This window comes from Aliamphritea spongicola (genome assembly GCF_017051665.1).
In the GTDB taxonomy this organism is placed as follows: domain Bacteria; phylum Pseudomonadota; class Gammaproteobacteria; order Pseudomonadales; family Balneatricaceae; genus Amphritea; species Amphritea spongicola.
On sequence record NZ_JAFIDL010000003.1, the window covers coordinates 546,233 to 564,858 of the forward strand.

Annotated in this window: 19 protein-coding genes; 9 read left to right on the forward strand and 10 right to left on the reverse strand. The window is 52.2% G+C overall.

All coding sequences use genetic code 11. The features are described 5' to 3' along the window. The first annotated feature begins 179 nt into the window (after nt 1-179). Nucleotides 180-1,817 carry an acyl CoA:acetate/3-ketoacid CoA transferase gene (locus JYB63_RS12520; RefSeq protein WP_205658181.1) on the forward strand — a complete coding sequence of 546 codons (1,638 nt, stop codon included), beginning with the start codon at nt 180-182 and terminating at the stop codon, nt 1,815-1,817. A gap of 110 nt (nt 1,818-1,927) precedes the next feature. Here JYB63_RS12520 and feoB read toward each other — a convergent pair whose 3' ends face one another. Next, complete coding sequence (gene feoB, locus JYB63_RS12525; RefSeq protein WP_205658182.1) at nt 1,928-4,069, reverse strand: ferrous iron transport protein B; 2,142 nt, start codon at nt 4,067-4,069, stop codon at nt 1,928-1,930. Further along, nucleotides 4,066-4,290, reverse strand: a complete 225-nt coding sequence (locus JYB63_RS12530) for a FeoA family protein (protein WP_205658183.1) — start codon at nt 4,288-4,290, stop codon at nt 4,066-4,068. The genes feoB and JYB63_RS12530 overlap by 4 nt, the downstream gene beginning before the upstream one ends. Nucleotides 4,291-4,587: 297 nt before the next feature. Between JYB63_RS12530 and JYB63_RS12535 the strand changes: the two genes are divergently transcribed. Then, entirely contained in the window at nt 4,588-5,118 is a 531-nt protein-coding gene (locus JYB63_RS12535) for a hypothetical protein (RefSeq protein WP_205658184.1), read from the forward strand. 18 nt (nt 5,119-5,136) lie between these two features. Then, a complete protein-coding gene (locus tag JYB63_RS12540) occupies nt 5,137-5,952 on the forward strand; it encodes an undecaprenyl-diphosphate phosphatase (protein WP_205658185.1) in 816 nt (271 codons plus the stop codon). Nucleotides 5,953-5,955: 3 nt separating this feature from the next. On the opposite strand, the gene JYB63_RS12545 is transcribed toward JYB63_RS12540, so the two are convergent. Further along, nucleotides 5,956-7,899: a sigma-54-dependent Fis family transcriptional regulator gene (locus tag JYB63_RS12545; RefSeq protein ID WP_205658186.1), complete on the reverse strand. Its 1,944-nt coding sequence runs from the start codon at nt 7,897-7,899 to the stop codon at nt 5,956-5,958. Nucleotides 7,900-8,239: 340 nt separating this feature from the next. On the opposite strand from JYB63_RS12545, the gene JYB63_RS12550 reads away from it, so the two are divergent. The 6 genes from JYB63_RS12550 to JYB63_RS12575 all read left to right on the forward strand — a co-directional run bounded on the left by JYB63_RS12550 (nt 8,240) and on the right by JYB63_RS12575 (nt 14,503). Continuing rightward, nucleotides 8,240-9,331: an ABC transporter ATP-binding protein gene (locus tag JYB63_RS12550; protein WP_205658187.1), complete on the forward strand. Its 1,092-nt coding sequence runs from the start codon at nt 8,240-8,242 to the stop codon at nt 9,329-9,331. Between the two features lie 3 nt (nt 9,332-9,334). Then, on the forward strand, nt 9,335-10,438 hold the full coding sequence (locus JYB63_RS12555; RefSeq protein WP_205658188.1) for an ABC transporter ATP-binding protein: 1,104 nt from the start codon (nt 9,335-9,337) through the stop codon (nt 10,436-10,438). After that, nucleotides 10,431-11,297: a carbohydrate ABC transporter permease gene (locus JYB63_RS12560; RefSeq protein WP_205658189.1), complete on the forward strand. Its 867-nt coding sequence runs from the start codon at nt 10,431-10,433 to the stop codon at nt 11,295-11,297. The genes JYB63_RS12555 and JYB63_RS12560 overlap by 8 nt, the downstream gene beginning before the upstream one ends. Before the next feature lie 11 nt (nt 11,298-11,308). After that, nucleotides 11,309-12,115, forward strand: a complete 807-nt coding sequence (locus tag JYB63_RS12565) for a carbohydrate ABC transporter permease (protein ID WP_205658190.1) — start codon at nt 11,309-11,311, stop codon at nt 12,113-12,115. Nucleotides 12,116-12,269: 154 nt separating this feature from the next. Further along, nucleotides 12,270-12,542 (forward strand): DUF2160 domain-containing protein, encoded by a 273-nt coding sequence (locus JYB63_RS12570; protein ID WP_205658191.1) that lies wholly within the window; start codon nt 12,270-12,272, stop codon nt 12,540-12,542. Between the two features lie 266 nt (nt 12,543-12,808). After that, nucleotides 12,809-14,503, forward strand: a complete 1,695-nt coding sequence (locus JYB63_RS12575; protein WP_374730437.1) for an ABC transporter substrate-binding protein — start codon at nt 12,809-12,811, stop codon at nt 14,501-14,503. Between the two features lie 244 nt (nt 14,504-14,747). Here JYB63_RS12575 and JYB63_RS12580 read toward each other — a convergent pair whose 3' ends face one another. The 7 genes from JYB63_RS12580 to JYB63_RS12610 all read right to left on the reverse strand — a co-directional run bounded on the left by JYB63_RS12580 (nt 14,748) and on the right by JYB63_RS12610 (nt 18,572). Further along, nucleotides 14,748-14,936 carry a hypothetical protein gene (locus JYB63_RS12580; RefSeq protein WP_205658193.1) on the reverse strand — a complete coding sequence of 63 codons (189 nt, stop codon included), beginning with the start codon at nt 14,934-14,936 and terminating at the stop codon, nt 14,748-14,750. Between the two features lie 387 nt (nt 14,937-15,323). Further along, on the reverse strand, nt 15,324-16,025 hold the full coding sequence (locus JYB63_RS12585) for a hypothetical protein (protein WP_205658194.1): 702 nt from the start codon (nt 16,023-16,025) through the stop codon (nt 15,324-15,326). A 68-nt stretch (nt 16,026-16,093) separates the two neighbouring features. After that, entirely contained in the window at nt 16,094-16,417 is a 324-nt protein-coding gene (locus tag JYB63_RS12590; RefSeq protein ID WP_205658195.1) for a hypothetical protein, read from the reverse strand. A gap of 392 nt (nt 16,418-16,809) precedes the next feature. Continuing rightward, a complete protein-coding gene (locus tag JYB63_RS12595; RefSeq protein WP_205658196.1) occupies nt 16,810-17,454 on the reverse strand; it encodes a class I SAM-dependent methyltransferase in 645 nt (214 codons plus the stop codon). Nucleotides 17,455-17,506: 52 nt separating this feature from the next. Further along, nucleotides 17,507-17,815, reverse strand: coding sequence for a helix-turn-helix domain-containing protein (locus JYB63_RS12600; protein WP_205658197.1), 309 nt, complete (start codon nt 17,813-17,815; stop codon nt 17,507-17,509). After that, complete coding sequence (locus JYB63_RS12605) at nt 17,808-18,197, reverse strand: type II toxin-antitoxin system RelE/ParE family toxin (protein ID WP_205658198.1); 390 nt, start codon at nt 18,195-18,197, stop codon at nt 17,808-17,810. The genes JYB63_RS12600 and JYB63_RS12605 overlap by 8 nt, the downstream gene beginning before the upstream one ends. A 72-nt stretch (nt 18,198-18,269) precedes the next feature. Beyond that, nucleotides 18,270-18,572 (reverse strand): hypothetical protein, encoded by a 303-nt coding sequence (locus tag JYB63_RS12610; protein WP_205658199.1) that lies wholly within the window; start codon nt 18,570-18,572, stop codon nt 18,270-18,272. Between the last annotated feature and the right edge of the window lie 54 nt (nt 18,573-18,626).

Consider the following 18,626-nt stretch of genomic DNA (forward strand, 5'->3'; position numbering starts at 1 on the left):
TTGTAGCCGCCGTACAGGGGATATGACAGTCTGGAGAAAGTGTCTGGTTTTTCGGACGAATATTTGCTGGTTTTTATACGTAAAAAAATTAACTTTATGTTTTTAAAAGGTTTTTGTTATTGGGCTTGGTTCTTGCTCTGTTCTTGTTCAGAACACGGAATACAAATGAGGACCGTACTATGCAAAAAAATAAAGTGATTACCGTGGAGCAGGCCGCCAGCCTTATTCAGTCAAACGATACTGTTGTCACGGGCGGGTTTGTGGGTATTGGATTTGCCGAGGCGATTGCCCGGGAAGTGGAGAAACGCTTTCTCAGGGAAGGGCAACCAAAGAATCTGACCCTGTTTTACTCCGCGGGTCAGGGAGACGGTAAGGATCGCGGGCTTAATCATTTTGGCCATAAAGGGATGGTCAGCAGGGTGATCGGTGGCCACTGGGGGTTAGTGCCGGGGCTAGGTAAGCTGGCCATCGATAATGAAATAGAAGCTTACAACCTGCCTCAGGGGGTTATCTGTCATATGTTCAGGGATATGGCGGCGGGCAAGCCCGGTACTCTGAGCCGGGTGGGACTGAAAACCTTTGTTGACCCCCGCCTCGAAGGGGCGAAGGTAAACAGTTGCTGCACGGAAGACATGGTGCAGCTGCTGACAATCAATGAGGAAGAAGCACTGTTTTATAAACATTTTCCGTTAAATGTGGCGCTGTTACGGGGTACAACGGCAGACCGGCATGGGAATATTTCCATGGAGCACGAAGCTCTGCATCTGGACTCACTGGCAATTGCTCAGGCAGTTAAGAATAACGGCGGTATTGTGCTGGTGCAGGTGGAGCGGCTGACTGACCGCCATGTGCAGACGCCGGACAGGATTCGCATTCCTGGTATCTTGGTGGATCACGTGATTGTTTCTGCACAGGAGGATCATTATCAAACCTTTCATGAAATGTATAACCCAGCCTATACCGGTGAAATTTTTGGGGCGCAGTCCCGCGGGTTGATCCCGCTGGATGCCCGTAAAGTGATTGCCAGAAGGGCAATAATGGAGCTGAAAAAAGGTGCGGTGGTGAATCTGGGCATCGGTATGCCCGAGGCGATGTCTGCGGTGGCATATGAAGAAGGTAAGTTGGACGATGTGACGTTAACGGTTGAGCCCGGCGGCATTGGTGGTCAGCCTGCCAGTGGGCTGAGCTTCGGGGCGGTGAGCAATGCAGATGCCATTATCGACCAGCCTGCCCAGTTCGATTTTTACGACGGTGGCGGGCTGGATCAGGCATTTCTGGGGCTGGCTGAAACCTGCCAGGAAGGGCATGTAAATGTCAGCCGGTTCGGTTCAAAACTCGCCGGTGCCGGTGGCTTTATTAACATCACGCAGAATACCCGGGACATTTACTTTCTCGGGACGTTTACGTCCGGCGTTCAGGAAATACTTATTTCAGATGACGGGCTGAAAATTCTGAAGAATGGTCCGGTGAAAAAATTCAGAAAGGCGGTTCAGCAAATTACATTTAACGGTGAGTACGCCACAGAGTGTAATCAGAGAGTTACTTTTATCACCGAGCGGGCGGTATTTCGCCTCAGTGAACAAGGGCTATTGCTGACAGAAATCGCCCCTGGGGTGGACCTGCAGCAGGATATTTTGGATCAGATGGAGTTTACCCCCTTAATTGATGACGACCTGTCTGTGATGGATGAGCGGTTGTTTTATAACCGCAAAATGCGACTGGATGAGCGGGGCAGCAGACCGATACAGAAAATGCGCCATTTGCTGAAAGAAGCATTGCAGGAGAACGCATCGCTGGCGGACTGCGCTGCCGGATGAACCGCAATAAATTTGCAGGGTTTAGCAGGTGGCGGAGTGTTAAAGGGCCAGCAGATTGCCAGCCCCTTTAAAGGCAGATTCGTACCCGCTTCGTTGTCTGTAATTGCCCGTCAGCTCTGACGGGCAATAATGTTCATCGGTAAGCGGTGCGGTGAATTTCCTATCCTTTTCAGTCCCTGAACGGCCAGCCACATGGCTATTCCGGATGCCAGTAACCAGGGCAGGGCGAAACCCGGATTCGCCACAATATTGCTGAGCTGATACATGACGCTGGCCAGCCAGTAACCCAGAAAGGTGGACCAGGCGACTACCACGCCGGCCCAGTAGCGACCTGATTCCCGTTTCATAGCACCAATTACTGCCACGCAGGGTGTGTAGAGCAGAATCAGCACCAGATAACAGAACGCTGCGTAGTTGCTCGGGAACAACTGACGCATAGTGGTCAGGCTCTGGTTGCTGACCCCCTGATCATCGGCGCTGTCGTTGATGGCGGCCAGCCCCAGCGGATCTCCCAGCCCGCCGATCAGACCGTAGGCATTATCGCGGATGGAGAGCAGCGCAGCGGACAGGGTGCCGGTCAGGCTGAAGGCTTCGGCGGCTTCCGGTACGCCGTTATCTGCCGGGTTCAGTGCACTCTGGTAGAGCACGTCGAGGCTGCCCACTACTGCTTCCTTGGCAAAGATGCCGGTGAAGATACCCACCGTTGCCGGCCAGTTTTCTTCGCGGATACCGATGGGGCTGAGCATCGGGGTCAGGGCTTTGCTGGTGTAGCTGAGCAGGGAGTCTTTGCTGTCCTGATTGCCGAAGCTGCCATCGGTGCCAATGGAGTTGATCACGGTGAGCAGGGCGACCATCAGCACAATGGTGCTGCCGGCCCGTTTGATGAACCCGCTGAGGCGGTGCCAGGTGGTGGCAATGATGTTACGCATTACCGGCAGGTGGTAGTGGGGCATCTCTGTAAAAGTGGCGGCGTTGCTGCCGGGGAAGATGGTCCGCCGGAACAGCCAGCCGGTAAATACTGCCACCACAATGCCCAGCAGATACAGCAGGAATACCATCAGGCTGGCCAGTTCGGCAAAGAAGGCGGCGCTGAATAATGCGTATACGGTGAGCCGCGCCCCGCATGACATAAATGGAGCCATGGCAACGGTGAGCAGGCGGTCCTGTTCCCGGCTGAGACTACGGGAGGCCATGACGGAAGGTACGTTACAGCCGAAGCCCACAATCAGCGGCACAAAGGCGCTGCCGGGTAAGCCGATGCCGGCCATCAGGCGATCTACCACAAAGGCGGCCCGGGCCATGTAGCCGGAGTCTTCCAGAATGCTCAGGCACAGGTATAAAAAGCCAATCACCGGAATGAAGGTGCCGATTAACTGAATGCCACCGCCGATGCCGTCTGCCAGCAGGGTGACCAGCCAGGGGGGAAACTGCCAGTGGGTCAGCAACTGGCCGAGCCCGGTGACGAGGGTATCTCCGAGCAAAATATCAAAGAAGTCGATGAAGACAGCACCAAGGTTAATGGCGAAGAAAAATAGCAGGTACATCATCAGCAGGAAGACCGGAATGCCCAGCCAGCGGTGCAGTGCCAGCCGGTCGAGCTGTTCAGTCAGGGACGGTTTGTCATGCACGGTAGTGGTGCTGGCTTTCACCTGTTCGCTGGCCCAGGCAAAGTCTTCGCTGATGCTGGCATCGTAATACAGTGTTTCCGGGGCGCTTGCCGGCTGTTGTGCGGGCTTACCGGCACCCTTTTGCAGTGTTTCCTTCAGGCCGGAAAGCAGGGCGGTAATCCCTTGAGATTTGCTGGCCACCAGTGGGATAACCGGCACGCCTAAACGGGCTTCCAGTCGGGAGATATCAATGTTAATACCCTGCTGGCTGGCCACATCCAGCATGTTCAGAGCGACGACCACCGGAGTACCGGTGTTCAGCAGTTGCCGGGTGAGGGGCAGATTGCGCTGCAGGTTAGAGGCGTCCACCACATTGATCAGCAGGTCTGCCTGCTGGCTGCGCAGGTAGTCGACGCTGATGGCTTCATCAATACCCGGGGTGTAGCCGGCTTCCTTGTGCATGGCATAGAGGCCTGGCAGGTCGATCAGTTCGGCGGTTTCGTTGCCCAGTGGCAGGCTGCCGGATTTACGTTCGACGGTGACCCCGGCCCAGTTGCCGACGGTCTGTCGGGCACCGGTCAGGCAGTTGAAAAGGGTGGATTTACCTGCATTGGGATTGCCGACCAGCGCGATGGTTGTGCTCATAAGATAGCCACCCTTATTTGGCTGGCATCCTGTTTACGGATGCTCAGGTAGGTGTTGATAACCCGTACCTGAATAGGATCGCCCAGCGGGGCTGTGTTCAGGTGGGTAACTGTCGCGCCGGGGGTGACACCCAGTACTGACAGGGGGTAAGCGTTTTGCTGATCGTCGGTGAAGCCGGTGATCTGCGCTGGTGTATTTTGCGGCAGTTGATCCAGAGTCATAACTGTTCCTGATTCAGAGTTGTTCAGATTTTTTCTGAACGTAAATGCATAAATATCTGTGCGTGACAGATTTAAGGCGCATGAAGATAAAACAAATGCATTTGAGAATGTTTAGCATTTATCAATTTTGCTGATTATTACGTTAAAAAAATGTGAAAAGTTTCCGGCGGATTCACGGTGTAAAAATTAAGTGTGGCCGGACGTCTGACAATGGAATACTTCCACGTTTTTTTGACATGGCCGGATCTAGGCTTGGCGGCTCATGTTATTCAGATGAGCTTATGAGAGGACAGTTCTGTGTCATTAAAACAACCAAAACAATTAAAAGCGTTACTTGCCGGTGCTGTTTCACTGGCTGTTTTATCTGCCGTTCCGGTTGCAGGTGTCAGTGCGGAGGAGGGCTTTAAGGGGGCCAAAGATTGGGTGTCCGGTGCACCGGATCAGCTGACTAAAGATAAACGGCTGGAAAAATATCTGCGGGGTTTTGACCAGCCAATGTGGGAAGTGGGCGAGCGTTATGACCGTATGGAACAGGCGCTGATTGACGAGAACTATGAACTGGCTCAGTACCACTGGAAGAAGATCAGAATCACGCTGGAAAATGGCCTGATGAAACGGCCGGGGCGGCGCGCGAATGCCGAAGCTATTTTGCTGAACAGTACCTGGGCCGAAGTGCGTGATGCGCTGGCAACGGAAGATCCGGCCATTGTGAAAGCGGGCTTTCAGAAGGCCAAAAACGCCTGCATGGCCTGTCATGCGGCGGAGCGGGTTGCTTACATGAATGACCAGCCGTTGTTTATGCGGGACGGTTTTCTGGCTGATAAGTAAGGGCCTGTAGGAATTTATATGGACGGGCTGATCGCGGTTACTCTGGCGCTGTTACAGGGGATCACCGAGTTTTTACCCATATCAAGCTCTGCCCACCTGATCCTGCCGGCCCATATGTTTGGCTGGCCGGATCAGGGGCTGGCGTTCGATGTGGCACTGCATACCGGCACGCTGGCGGCGGTGGTGTGGTATTTCAGACATGATTTAGTCAGGCTGCTGCAGGCCTGGCTGGCTAGCTGGAAACCGGGGCAGCATCTGAGTGCTGCTCAGCGGCCGGAAGCGCGGATGGCCTGGTCGCTGCTGGTGGCCAGTGTGCCGGCGGGGCTACTGGGGCTGTTTGCTGGCGACCTGATGGCATTGTATTTGCGCCGTCCGGAAGTAATTGCCGTGGCGACGTTAGGTTTTGCACTGTTGCTGGGTTGGGCGGATTACCGTTGCCGTCAGATCAGAACGCTGGAGGATGTGGGGTTCCGGGAGGCGCTGCTGATTGGTATGGCGCAGGCATTAGCGCTGATTCCGGGGACGTCCCGTTCAGGCATTACTTTGACTGCCGGACTGATGCTGGGGCTGACCCGACAGGCGGCGGCCCGTTATTCTTTTTTGTTGTCGGTGCCGGTGATTGCGGCGGCTGGTGGCTTGCAGGTGGTGAATCTGATGCAGTCTGAAATGGCGGTGAACTGGGGGCTGCTGTCGCTGGGGGCGGGTACGGCATCTATCAGTGCGTATCTGTGTATTCGCTGCTTCCTGCAAGTAATTGAAAAGATGGGGTTATGGCCCTTTGTGGTCTACCGGCTGCTGTTAGGCGGCGTGCTGGTGTACTGGTTTGTGTTCTGAGCTTTACTGCTTGATGCCCAGTTCCCGGAGCCGTTTATACAGGGTGTTACGGCTGATGTTCAGGGCTTTGGCAGTGCGTGAAATGTTGCCCTGATGCAGGTTGTATTGCTTCAGGGTTTCATCCAGCGGGTCGATGGCTGTCACTGTGGGTGTGGTTGTTACCGGGGCGGACCCGGCTGCTGAGGCAGCTGCGGTGACAGTTGAAGGTTCTGTTGCCGGTCCCGGTGGGACAGCGGTGGAAACAGTGGCAGCAGAAGGGGACATCGGCTCGCTGTTCTTCAGGTCATCGAAGAAGTCGTCCGGCAGGTGCCAGGGTTTGATCTCGGTGGCATCGGCCATCAGCAGGGCGATCTGAATCACGTTGCTGAGCTGGCGGAAGTTGCCCGGCCAGGGATGCTTGTCGAGCAGCTGTATTACTTCTTCAGACAGGAAGCGGGGCTGGTGATCTTCCCGCAGATCGGTGTGGATCTGCTGGACGATCTGAACCTTGTCGGTACGCTGGCTCAGGGACGGGTAATCCAGTTTCAGGCCGCTGATGCGGTAGTACAGGTCCTGCCGGAACAGGCCGGATTCCACCATGTCTTTCAGATTGCTATGGCTGGAGGCCAGCAGTTTGAAGTCGATGGGATGGCGGGTTTTACTGCCGCTGTGGTTGATGCTGCCTTCTTCCAGAATCCGCAGAAAACGGGCCTGCATATCCAGCGGCATATCGCCGATTTCTTTTAACAGCAGGGTGCCGTTATCCGCCTGCTGAATCAGGCCGGGGACCGGTTGCTCGGTGTCTTCGTCGATGTGACCGAACAGTTCTTCTTCAATGGTGCTTCCGGACAATGACGCGCAGTTAATGATGATAAACGGCTGGTTACGCCGTTGGCTGGCCCGGTGCAGTGCCCGGCAGAAAGACTCTTTGCCGGAGGCGGTTTCACCCTGAATCAGCAGGGGAATGTCCCGTTCCATAATGGTGCTGGCCATTTTAATGCAGCGTTCCACTTTAGCATCGCCATAGTTAATGCTTTGCCAGGGGGAGGCCTGCTCTGGCTGGGGTTGCAGGCGTTCGCGGAAGTCCGGGGCAATCACCGGTGCCTGGGACGGCCGGCGTACGTGGGCATACATCTTGTATTTGCCCAGGGCATTAATGGCCACCGGAATGCCTTCCGGCTGGTTCTTCAGTTCAAACAGCGGAATGCCAAACACTTCTTCCACGTTCATCAGTGCCAGCTCGTAGCGCAGCAGCATTTCTGCCCGGCGGTTGGCGGAGATAATGGTGCCTTCTTCATTAAAGGCGATCAGCCCCACCCACTGGCTGTCGAGGTTGTCTGTATGGGTGTTGAAGGTCATCAGGAATTCGGTGTCGCCAAATTTACTGAAGATCAGCCGGTTTTCCACCGACTGGGACATCATCTTCACCATGCCCAGGGTATGTGCCTGAGGCAGATAGGCATCACTGGATACGTCCAGGACCCCCATCAGTTCCCGCTCGGTGTTATAGATGGGTGCGGCGGAACCGATCATAAAGCGGTTGGACTTCAGAAAGTGTTCGTCCCGCTGCACCTGAACGGCCTGCCCGGTTTCGATGGCGGTACCGATGGCGTTGGTGCCGTTATGCCGTTCCAGCCAGCTGTTGCCGTCGCGAAAATAGGGGCGCTTCTTTGAGTCGATAAAACGGTTATCACCCCAGCAGTTCAGCACCTGACCTTCGCGGTCGGCGAGAATGATCAGGCAGCTGGAGTTATTCAGAATGTTCTCATAGAAGGGCAGTACTTCGTGCCCGGTGGTATCGATCAGGTAATGGTGCTTGTCTTTCAGATGGCTGACCTCGCCTTTGGCCAGCGCAAAGTCCGCCGGGGAGGCGTCCTGTTCAAGGCCATAGCTGTCGCAACGCTGCCACGAGCTTTTAATCAGCAGGTCGTGGCCGAGGTTGCCGGGTTTCTGGTCATTATCTTTCATCGGTCACGTTTTAGCTGATCTTTACCGAATAGTAAACATGCACCTTTAAAGGGCGGAAAAGTGTTCAGAATATATGTTCAATAGTGTTCAGGGTCAATTGTGAACTGAACAGTTTGTTTCGGTGATGAATAAATATGTTCGTTATTGCACATGCGTAAAAATAATTATTTATTCTTATAAAACAATGCTTTGAGTTTTTGTTTGATTTAATTGTTGCTGATTTGTTGCAGAAAATGACAGTATTCAGGTTCGAATTCGAACCAAGGCTGAGTTCGCATATGCCTGGCCGGTTAGCCGGCAGGGATATGGCAGATATTTTAATAACAATAAAGGCCGATATATGTCGCTTTGTTTGCAAAATGTTACCCGCGTGGTTGATGGCCAGACCCATATCAACGACGCTAACCTGACATTAGAGCCCGGCTCTTTTAATGTCTTACTCGGGCGCACGCTGGCGGGGAAAACCTCGCTGATGCGTCTGATGGCTGGCCTGGATAAACCCACCTCAGGCCAGATTCTGATGAACGGCGTGGATGTCACCGGTGTACCGGTACAGAAGCGTAATATCTCCATGGTGTATCAGCAGTTCATTAATTACCCCAACTGGACGGTGTTCGAAAATATTGCCTCGCCCCTGCGGCTGGAAAAAGTCCCTGAGGCTGAGATTACCCGCCGGGTGAATGAAACCGCCGAGATGCTGCACATTGAAGCGTTATTGCAGCGCCGCCCGCTGGAACTGTCCGGTGGTCAGCAGCAGCGCACCGCCATGGCCCGGGCACTGGTGAAAGATGCCAGCCTGATTCTGTTTGATGAGCCGCTGGTGAATCTGGATTACAAGCTGCGTGAGGAACTGCGTCAGGAAATCCGTGAGCTGCTGATCAGCCGGAATTCCATTGCGGTGTATGCATCCACTGAACCGAATGAAGCGCTGGCGCTGGGCGGTACAACGACCTTGCTGCACGAAGGTAAGGTGATTCAGACCGGTGTGTCGTCTGAGGTGTACCGTTACCCGGTGAACATTGATGCCGCTGAGCTGTTCAGTGAACCGCCGATCAACCTGATCCGCGGACAGGTGTCTGACGCCGAAGTAACTTTCGACAGCACCGTGCATTTCCCGCTGAATCAGGATATTCGCGGCCTGAAACCCGGTGAGTATTACTTCGGTGTACGGCCCAGCCATATTGGTCTGGTGCCTCACGGTGATGATGATCTGGAAGTGGCGGTGAAAGTAGAGATCGCAGAAATCAGCGGTTCAGAAACATTCATGCATGTGCGCAACGATTATTTTAACCTGGTGGCCCAGCTTTCCGGGGTGCACGAATACCACACGGATACGTCCATCAAGGTGTATCTGCCAACCCATAAACTTTTTGTCTTCAGTCTGGATGGCCGCATGTTGCAGGCACCGGGCCGGATGTATACGGGGGAATAAGGCATGGCAGAAATACATCTGAAAGCATTGGCGCACAGCTACTCTGATGCGCCGAAAGGGCCGGCGGATTACGCCATCCGTGAAATGGATCATGTCTGGAAGCAGGGCGGCGCCTATGCGCTGCTGGGGCCTTCGGGTTGCGGCAAAAGTACCCTGCTGAATATTATTTCCGGCCTGCTGTCGCCGTCGGACGGTGATGTGCTGTTTGACGGCAAGCGGGTAAATGACATTCCGCCGGAAACCCGCAACATCGCGCAGGTGTTCCAGTTCCCGGTGATTTACGACTCCATGACGGTGTTCGATAACCTGGCTTTCCCGCTGCGGAACATGAAGGTGCCTGAAGCCAAGGTACAGGCCAAGGTACTGGAAATCGCCGAGATTCTTGAGCTGCAGGACATGCTGAAGAATAAGGCCAAGAACCTCACCGCGGATGAGAAGCAGAAGGTCTCGATGGGTCGTGGTCTGGTGCGGGATGACGTGTCTGCGATCCTGTTTGATGAGCCGTTAACGGTGATCGACCCGCACCTGAAATGGAAGCTGCGCCGTAAGCTGAAGCAGATCCATGAGCAGTTCAATATCACCATGGTGTACGTCACCCACGATCAGTTGGAGGCCTCAACTTTCGCCGACAAAATTGCGGTGATGTACAACGGTCAGATCGTGCAGTTCGGCACCCCCCGTGAGTTGTTTGAGTCTCCTAACCATACCTTTGTGGGCTACTTTATTGGCAGCCCGGGGATGAACGTGGTTGAGGTACAGCGCCATAACGGCGGAGTGACATTTAACGGGGTTGATATCCCGCTGGATGACGGTCTGGTGGATTTCATCAGCCAGGTGCCGGGTGACAATCTGAAGATTGGCATTCGTCCTGAGTTTGTCCATGTGTCCGGTGAGTCGGTACTGGGGGCTTACGAAGCGGACATCTCCCATGTGGAAGATCTGGGTACTTACAAAATTATGACCTTCAGACTGGGCGGCGAGACCATGAAAGCCCGTCTGGATGAAGATCAGGAAGTGCCGTCCGGCAAGGCTTACGTCAGTTTCCCGAAACAGTGGCTGAAGCTGTACGTCGACGAATACCTGGTGGAGGACACCTACGATGAATAAGGTTGAGAACAACAAGGCCTGGTTTCTGGTCATCCCGGTATTCCTGCTGGTGGCATTTTCAGCGGTGATTCCGCTGATGACCGTGGTGAACTATTCCGTACAGGATATTTTTGACCAGAACACGGCGTATTTTGTGGGGGCGGAATGGTACCGGGAGGTACTGAATGACCCGCGTTTACATGATTCCCTGTTACGGCAGTTTATTTTCTCTGGCTCGGTACTGCTGATTGAGATTCCGTTAGGCATTGCGGTTGCACTGATGATGCCAACCCGGGGCTGGACGGCCTCTGCCAGTCTGATTCTGCTGGCCATTCCGCTGCTGATTCCGTGGAACGTTATCGGCACCATCTGGCAGGTGTTTGGCCGGGCGGATATCGGCCTGTTTGGCTGGGCGCTGAACGGTCTGGGCATTGATTACAACTATGCCTCTAACCCGATGGATGCCTGGTTTACGGTGCTGCTGATGGATGTCTGGCACTGGACCTCGCTGGTGGCGCTGCTGTGCTACTCGGGTCTGCGGGCTATTCCGGAAGCTTACTATCAGGCGGCGCGTATTGACCGTGCCTCTAACTGGGCGATTTTCCGCTATATCCAGCTGCCAAAGCTGAAAAGTGTACTGGTGATCGGCATTCTGCTGCGCTTTATGGACAGCTTTATGATCTATACCGAGCCGTTTGTCCTGACCGGTGGTGGCCCGGGTAACTCCACCACTTTCCTCAGCCAGACCCTGACCCAGATGGCGATCGGTCAGTTTGATCTGGGGCCGGCGGCAGCCTTCTCATTAATCTATTTCCTGATCGTATTGCTGGTGAGCTGGTTGTTCTTCACCACCATTACCCATCTGGATAAGGCGAAGTAGGGGATAGCAGAATGCATTACAGTCTTAAAAAGAAGCTGGGTATCAGTGCCTATATCTTCTTCGTGTTACTGCCGATTTACTGGTTGCTGAACATGTCGTTCAAAAGCAATGCGGAAATTCTCGGTGAGCTGACGTTCTGGCCGAAGGATTTCACCCTGGATAACTATGCGGTGATCTTCAGTGATCCGAGCTGGTACATGGGTTATGTGAACTCCATGGCCTATGTGTCCCTGAACGTGATCATCACACTGATGGTGGCTTTACCGGCGGCCTATGCCTTCAGCCGTTATAAGTTTGCCGGCGACAAGCAATTGTTTTTCTGGCTTCTGACTAACCGTATGGCACCGCCAGCGGTATTCCTGCTGCCGTTCTTCCAGCTTTACTCTTCCGTTGGGTTGTTTGATACCCATCTGGCGGTGGCGCTGGCGCACTGCTTATTTAACGTGCCATTGGCGGTATGGATTCTGGAAGGTTTCATGTCCGGCGTACCGCGGGAGATTGATGAAACCGCCTATATCGATGGTTACAGCTTCCACCGTTTCTTTATCAAGATTTTCCTGCCGCTGATCCGTTCTGGTATCGGGGTGACGGCCTTCTTCGCCTTCATGTTCTCCTGGGTAGAACTGTTGCTGGCAAGAACGCTGACCTCTGTTGAGGCTAAGCCGATCAGCGCCATCATGACCCGGACTATCGGGGCGTCGGGGATCGACTGGGGGGTACTGGCGGCAGCCGGTGTACTGACCATCATTCCAGGGCTGTTGGTGATCTGGTTTGTCCGTAACCATGTGGCCAAGGGCTTCGCCCTGGGCCGGGTATAAGGAGTCGGATGATGGAGAGCATTATGACCATAAAACGTAACCGGACTTTTGTGTTTGGTGGCGCCGGGCTGCGGATGAGCTGGTTTGTCCGTAACCATGTTACTCATATTACCTGGGGCTTCGCCCTGGGCCGGGTATAAGAGGAGGGTCTGTTATGGGTTGGATGGCATGGACTCTGCCGACGGCGATTTTCTTCGCCACCATTGCGGCGATTTTAGTGGCAATGACGGTATACGAAATCAAGTCTCCCTGTGTGGAGCGTAAAGGCTTTTTGCCGATCGAGACCTCACGGGGTGACCGGCTGTTCATTGGTCTGCTGACCAGTGCATATATTCATTTGCTATACGTCGGGTTAACGGAAATGACCCTCTGGATAGCGTTAGGCATTTCCTGTGTGTGGCTGTTTATAGTCATGCGCTGGGGGTAATTCATCTCTGTAGGGATGTTGAGTGAAGGGTTCAGCGCTCTGCCGCCGTGCAGGGCGGAACCGGCTTCACGGAGTAAGAAAGTAAGTTAGGGGAAAGACGCACCGGTAACTGAGCAGTTAAAGGTGAACCGGTAAATACAGGAAAGGGCGGCTGAGCTTGGGATTCAGCCGCTGGCTTTCCTAAACCACAATCTTCATTTATGAGGTTGATCATGAAAAAAAATAATAACTGGCCGAAGCGACTGCTGTTAAGCGCAGCGATTTCCATGGCCACCATGGGAGTGGCGCAGGCTGATCAGTACAGTGATGCAGCGCAAAAGTGGGTAGCTGAAGAGTTTGGCCAGTCCACCTTAACCAAGGAGCAACAGCTGGAAGAGCTGGCTTGGTTTGCGAAAGCAGCCGAACCTTTCCGTGGTATGACGATTAACGTCGCCTCAGAAACCATTGCGACCCATGAGTATGAGTCCAAGGTTTTAGCGAAAGCCTTTACTGAACTGACCGGTATCAAGGTTGTTCACGACCTGATTCAGGAAGGTGATGTGGTTGAGAAACTGCAGACACAGATGCAGTCTGACCGTAATATTTACGATGCCTACATCAACGACTCCGACCTGATCGGTACGCACTTCCGTTACGGTAAAGTATTCCCTGTTTCCGACATGATGGAAGGTGACGGTAAGGATTACACTCTGCCAACACTGGATCTGCAGGACTTTATCGGTCTGGATTTCACCACCGGCCCGGACGGTAAGCTGTATCAGCTGCCGGATCAGCAGTTCGCCAACCTGTACTGGTTCCGTGCTGACTGGTTCGCCCGTGACGACCTCAAAAAGCAGTTTAAAGACATCTACGGCTATGAGCTGGGTGTACCGAAGAACTGGTCTGCCTATGAAGACATTGCTGAGTTCTTCTCCAAGCATGTGAAAGAAATCGATGGCCAGCGCGTTTATGGCCACATGGATTACGGTAAAAAAGATCCGTCACTGGGCTGGCGTTTCACCGATGCCTGGTTCTCCATGGCCGGTGCTGGCGACAAGAGCCTGCCAAACGGCCTGCCTGTTGATGAGTGGGGTATTCGTGTAGAAGGCTGTCAGCCAGTGGGTGCAAGTGTTTCCCGCGGCGGTGCGACCAACGGTCCGGCGGCTGTCTATGCCACCACCAAGTATGTGGACTGGCTGCGTGACTATGCGCCACCACAGGCACAGGGCATGACCTTCTCTGAAGCGGGTCCTGTTCCTGCACAGGGCGCGGTTGCTCAGCAGATCTTCTGGTACACCGCATTTACCGCCAGCATGATTGAAGACGGCCTGCCGGTTGTAAACGAAGACGGTACGCCGAAATGGCGCATGGCACCTTCTCCTAAGGGCCCTTACTGGGAAGAAGGCATGAAGCTGGGTTATCAGGACACCGGTTCCTGGACTTTCATGAAGTCTACCCCGGATGACCGTCGTCTGGCGGCGTGGCTGTACGCACAGTTCACCGTGTCCAAGACTGTTTCCCTGAAGAAGACCCTGGTTGGCCTGACGCCGATCCGTGAGTCGGATATCAATTCTCAGGCAATGACCGACGCAGCGCCTAAGCTGGGTGGTCTGGTGGAATTCTACCGCAGCCCTGCACGTACTCAGTGGACGCCAACCGGCACCAACGTACCGGATTATCCGAAACTGGCGCAGCTGTGGTGGCAGTACATTGCTGAAGCGGCAAACGGCGAGAAAACTCCGCAGAAAGCACTAGATGGTCTGGCGGCTGCACAGGACAAAGTCCTCAAGCGTCTGGAGCGTGCCGGTGTTCAGGGCGAGTGTGGTCCTAAGCTGAATCCTAAGGTTGATCCTCAGGAATGGCTGGCCAAGCCGGGTGCTCCGAAAGCCAAGCTGGCTAACGAGAAGCCTCAGGGCGAAACCGTTGCATACGACGACCTGCTGCAAAGCTGGAAGGATGCTGCGAAGGTCGCTAAGAACTGATCCGCAAGCTGATTTAACAGCTTAACAGGCAGTAATGCTGCCTGAGTGAAAATCACTGCACAGCGGGTAGTTTGCCCGGCACCGCTGTGCAGTGTTCATGCTTTTGAACAACTGTTCAATGCTTACCCGCCTACCTGGGGCGGGTAAGCATTTTTTTTGGCTGTATGAAGACTGCGGATAACCTGTCTTTCTTTTAGTGTTTTCATCTCTGATATCCGCTTTGGTTATATACAGTGGTGCTGACTTATTTTTGCTTTCGGGTGCTCTCGTACACGTCATAGGGCAGGTTATTTTCCCGAAGGCAGTCTTTCATTGCGGTTGTTGGCAGATCACGGCAATCCCAGCGGTTACCTTCCTGAATCTGAGTATAAATTTCTTCATTGCTGCAGGCTGAAAGCAGTAAGGTGAAGAGAATAATCGCTGTGGTTCTCATGCTGCACACTCCCTGCTGACTGGGTGTGACAGGACCTGAAATAGATCAGCAGAATCTGACCTGCCCACTTGCGCTATCAACGGGAACCAGCTGACATTCGGGGTGCAGTACGGCCGGGTTAAAGGTGGCAAAAATGCCGGGTTATCAGTGTGGCGAAGGGTAAAGGTTACCCGGGGGAAGTTGTAACAATGCATGGGGGACACTCCTTGTCCTTGTGTTGAGCGGATATCCGGTTGTGGTGCCCAACGTTAAAATATGTTGTTTAGGTCTGTCCTGATTGAGGCTGTGGCTAATTTCGGTATGGGTAGTTCAGCCTTTTCAGTAGCATCAGATTAATCTGAGTAAAGTGTTCAGTTTTTCAGATGTATATTTTTCGGTTTGATTCAGTCATATCCGCCTCTCTGAGCCGATTGCCGGCACCTGATTTGTTTTCATTACCTGGCCTTTTTTCAGGTTGATGATGGCAGAGTATGAAGCGTTATCTTTCTTATAAAAAAGGAATAACTCCGTTTCATTCAACACTATATGATTGGTGATTGATTGAACCTCAGTTATCAGCTCTTTGTAATCGGAGCCATCAGGACGTGTAATTGCAATTGTTGATAAATCTGCCGCGGATAAGCGGTTATCCTGATCGGAATCTAACTTCACCAGTTGATATAAGATCGCTATCACCGGTTCCTTTGAATTGCGATCACCCTGCTTAAGTCTGTCACTGCGTTCGATTAAGTAGTTGGTGTGATCAAACAGCCACTTTTCCTTAAACGTATCCGTATTAATGAACAGGTAATTTCTCGTGGAACTCGCTGCTTTATTGTAATAAGAGCCTTCGAACCGCTGGTTTGAATGAAGGGGAATGATCAGTGTTTTGGCATTGTCGACTGCTAAAATTGTTCCCAGGCGCCAGTTTTCTCGAATTTCTGTATTTTCTTCAATGTTGACAGTGTTTCTGGTGTTTCTTTCGCGGGTTAATGTTGTCAGAAGTTTGTAGCTGAAAAAAATCAGCATACCGATGGCAAGTACTCCGGCAACGGAGATGATCAGCCCGTTAAAACGCCAGACCAGTTTGAAAAATCTGTTTTCTTCCATGATATTTTTTCCATCGTTTCGGCGTAAAAAACGCCAGGTTCAGGTTGGAAACAGTGGCCTCTGCAGGTTTACTGATTCGAAAACATCGCATCGGCCGGATTCGGGCACTGATCATCAGCTATCGCCATAACCTGTTGCTGCAAATCCTGGCTCTGGCTGATTTCCGGATATTTTACCGACAATTCATTAAAGCACTGGCTGGCAGCGTTGATGACGCCCAGCATTTCACCCTGGGCTGCGATAAGTGCACTGGTATCTCCTGAAGCCTGAGCGGCATTCAACATTTCCATGGCCTGTTCGATCTGTGCGTAGGGTGCTTCCATACAAGCACAGACGTCATCAGCGGCTTCATTGAGATCCGGTGTTGCCAGCGCAGCGCCAGAGAAAGACATTAATATGCATATAATCAGTGAGTGACGCATTTTTCAGTCCCCCTTTAGATTTTAATAATGATGTTGTGTAGCAGCTCCCTTAATCAGGAAGTTCAGGAGCGTAAAGGGGTTCTGCGTGTCTTGTCAGTCAGCCATTTATGTGGTTTTTAATCGTGATCAAAGGTGACGCTGAACGGTAAAATTCCGGACCTGACGCTATTACTCTTTTTTAAAGGTAATGATCATTGTAGATGGTATTAGTGATTCTGTTATGTCTGCGAGGGGTTACACCGGGGTTGTGATGATCTGAAGGTAACCAATAAAAACTGTAGCTGGTACAGGCTAACCATAAAGATATTGGAGTAGATGCGAACTGGCTAAATCTCTGTTTCTGCTCTGGCGTATACAGGTGTTTATAGCTCGTAGCATCCATACCAGAAATGCCCCAGCTTTTTATAGTGCAGGTTTTTAACACTGTCACTGAGTAAGCTGTGAAAGTCCTCTTCAGTGATGAAGTTTTTAAGTATGTCGTGGCGGGTACCATCTTTCAGTGTGCGGGTTTGGTAGGTGTTGCCCTCTGCATCCTGGCGGCTGATCGGGGTACTGTTACCTTCAACGTAGAGATTATCCGCAAATATAACGGTACTGCCTGGTTCGAGGTTCTTGTGCAGGGTTTGTATGAATGGGCTGAGTTTGTTCTTTTCCACGTGAGACAGCCAGAAGCCGGCATAACAGGCGTTGGCTTTTTGGCTCACATTGCTGAGGCTGTAGGCATCGTCGGCGACAAACTCTATATTCGGATTTGAATAGTCTTTGCTTCTGGCAACCTGCAGCACTGCTTCGTTGTAGTCTGTTGCCAATACGCTTGCTGCATCTGTGCTGTATTTCTGTGTCCAGAATCCGGTACCACAGGCGATTTCCAGTACGTGTTTACCGGCTAAGCTGTTCTTCAGGAAAGCTGTGAGTTGCTGGATATCTTGCTGACGTTCAGGCCTGGTGTAGATTTCATCAAACTCTGTGGCGCGGTTTTTATAGTATTCCTTCAGTTCTGTTTGCATCCCAGCCTCCCTGTTAGCTTTTCACTGTCCCGGAATTTGAAGGTTCTTTGTTTTATCCTGTTAATACTTCCAGCCCTTTGGCTTCAACAATGTTTAAGAGTTTTAATGTTGTTCCCATTGGCGTTTTTTCGTCACGCTCCCATTTGCTAACAGTGCTTTTGCTGGTGTTCAGATAGGCAGCAAAAACCGGTTGGCTGACGCCTTCACGTTCCCGTAAACGACGGATATCTGCACCTTTCATCTGTTTTACCGGTGGCAGACAGAGGGCATCGAATTTACGCATTGTTTGTTGTTCAATCGCGCCGGCCTTATGTAACTCTTTAGCGCTTTCATGGACGGCATCTAAGACAGACTTATCCATTATGTTGATCCTCTTTGTTTGGTATTTCGATATATGCGCCGCTTGAGAGAGCTTTTTGCAGGTTTTTGTCGCTCATACCAAGCATCGTTGCGGCCAGTTCTTTTAGTGCCCGTTTTTCCTTGGCGCTTATATTGGCTTTATGATTCTTGGGAAAGCCATAAAGATAAAAAGCAGTGTTTCCCAGTTTACAGCCGATAAGGGTGCGGTAACCGCCACTTTTACCTTCTCCCTTTCTGGCTATTCTTTTCTTATAGAGGTTGCTACCGAGATTGTTACCCACCAGACCGCTTTCCATTTCCTTGATGGTTTTTAGCAGTTCTTCATCGCTAATACCTTCGTGGCGGGCCCACCTAGAGAATCCTTTTTCCTTGTAAATATTCAAGCTGACTCCTTGTCAATGCGATATTGAGTGTAGCACTGAGGATTACACTTATCAAAATCCTGCTTTATTGCTTTAATCGGAGTCAGGGAAGCGCTTGCCGCCAATGAAAGGGTGGACCTGTGTCTCAGAAAGTAATGCTTTATGTATCTTTATCTTTCTGTTGCAGTGATTATCAGAATAGCTCTGGCTAACAGAATTTCTCATAGCTTCTATATAAATTATTAAATTTACGGGTAGAGCCGGCAGGGCTATTATCGGGGTAAGTTCGGCAAACAATAATAATCTGCCCGTTGTATGGCCCGCGCCTATGAGTCTGCTATCTAAATCTGTATTTCCCGGTTCGTCTTTTAGTTCGTCTGTCAGTTCGTCAGTCAATTCCCTGCCTTTGCATGTGCCTCAGCTTTACCGTGACCGTGATTTCCCGCCTGT